This window comes from Labrys wisconsinensis, assembly GCF_030814995.1.
GTDB classification, from domain to species: Bacteria; Pseudomonadota; Alphaproteobacteria; order Rhizobiales; family Labraceae; genus Labrys; species Labrys wisconsinensis.
The window spans coordinates 1-1,538 of the sequence record NZ_JAUSVX010000052.1 but is presented as its reverse complement, the minus strand read 5'-3'; the positions used below and the strand labels follow the sequence as shown (position 1 = coordinate 1,538).

The window sequence follows — 1,538 nt, the reverse complement described above, 5'->3', positions numbered from 1 at the left end:
GGCTGTTGTGTTCACACATTTAGGTATTCGAGGCCTACCTAAGGTGATTCTCTCTCGCACGATTGATTCGCGAGAGATGGGCGATGGATATTTGCGGCGGTCTTGGGTATTTCGGCGACGCTCGACTTGACGTTGTCGGCTATGATCTACACCGGACGATGGTGGAGCAGCCCGGCAGCTGTGTGCGTGCGCTAGGTCGCACCCGCTGCGGCGAGATGCGCTTCACGCGGTTTTTGGACAACGCGCGCGTCAGCGTGCCGTCGATGGCCGCGGCTGCAGCGCAGAGCACCCAGCATTGGGCCCAGGGCCGCGACATTCTGGCGATCCAGGACAGCTCCGACATCGTGCTGGGCGGCCGCAAGGTCCGTGCCGCGGGATTTGGCCCGGTCGGCAAGGGCGGCAAGCTGGGTGGGCTTTGCCTGCATGCGGTTCTGGCGATAGATGCCGGCACCAGCGCCATAGGCGGGCTTATCGACCTGTCGGTGATCAACCGGACGGGCGGCAAGGTGACGCCGCATCGCTCGCGGCTCCCGAGCGAGCGCGAATCTCATCGCTGGACCAAAGGGTCCCAGGCCTGTGGCCGCGTTCTGGCCGGCGCGTCGCGGATCACTCTGGCTGCCGACGCCGAGAGCGACATCTATGAGAGCTATGCCAGCCGTCCCGACAACGTCCATCTGTTGGCGCGCATGGCGCGCGACCGCCGCATCCTCGACACCGACGGCCGTTCACGCTCGCTCTATGCCGTCAGCGATGGCTTGCCGCTGATCGCACGGATGGTGACGGTGATCCCGGCCGCCCCGGACCGCCGGGAGCGCGTCACCCTGCTGGACATTCGCTTTGCTCCCGTCATGCTGCGCCGCCCGGCCTACATGAGAGAGAGGGAGGACCTGCCCGACCCCCTGTCCCTCAGGCTGGTCGATATCCGCGAAGTGATGCCGCCAGACCAGGGCGAGCCGATCCATTGGCGCCTGCTCACCACCCACGCGGTCGACACCCTGCAACAAGCGCTCTGGATCCTCGGCCTCTATCGAAGGCGCTGGCGGATCGAGGAATACTTCAAAACCCTCAAATCCGACGCTATGGACATCGAAGCCGCCAAAATCAGAAAGCCTGCCGCGATGATCAACATGGTCGGCGCCGCCGCCCTGGCCTCCGTCACCATCATGAAGCTCAAGCAGGCCCGCGACGGCCTCACCCAGGAGCGCTTCGATACCGTGTTCGAGCCGACCGACGAGCCGCTCCTGGAGGAGTTGAGCTCCGAGATGGAGGGCAATACCCAAAAGCAGAAGAATCCCTATCCAATCGGCTCGCTCGCCCGCGCTCAGTGGGTCATCGCCCGCCTCGGTGGATGGACCGGCTACTACGGCAAGCCAGGCTCCAAGACATATGCCAAGGGCCTCGAGAAGTTTGCCGCCATCAAACGCGGCGTAGCCCTCGCAAAACGGATGCCACACAACGCCATCCCACGCAGGTCATGGGAGTAACACGCCCATCCAGAATAGATCGCTCGATTGCTGCGATGTGTGAATCAAACAGCC

At 63.8% G+C, this 1,538-nt stretch carries 1 protein-coding gene; it reads left to right on the top strand.

Going from position 1 to position 1,538, the window contains the following annotated elements; all coding sequences use genetic code 11:
* Nucleotides 1-83: 83 nt before the first annotated feature.
* On the top strand, nucleotides 84-1,484 hold the full coding sequence (locus QO011_RS42470) for an IS4 family transposase (RefSeq protein WP_307286770.1): 1,401 nt from the start codon (nucleotides 84-86) through the stop codon (nucleotides 1,482-1,484).
* Nucleotides 1,485-1,538: the final 54 nt, after the last annotated feature.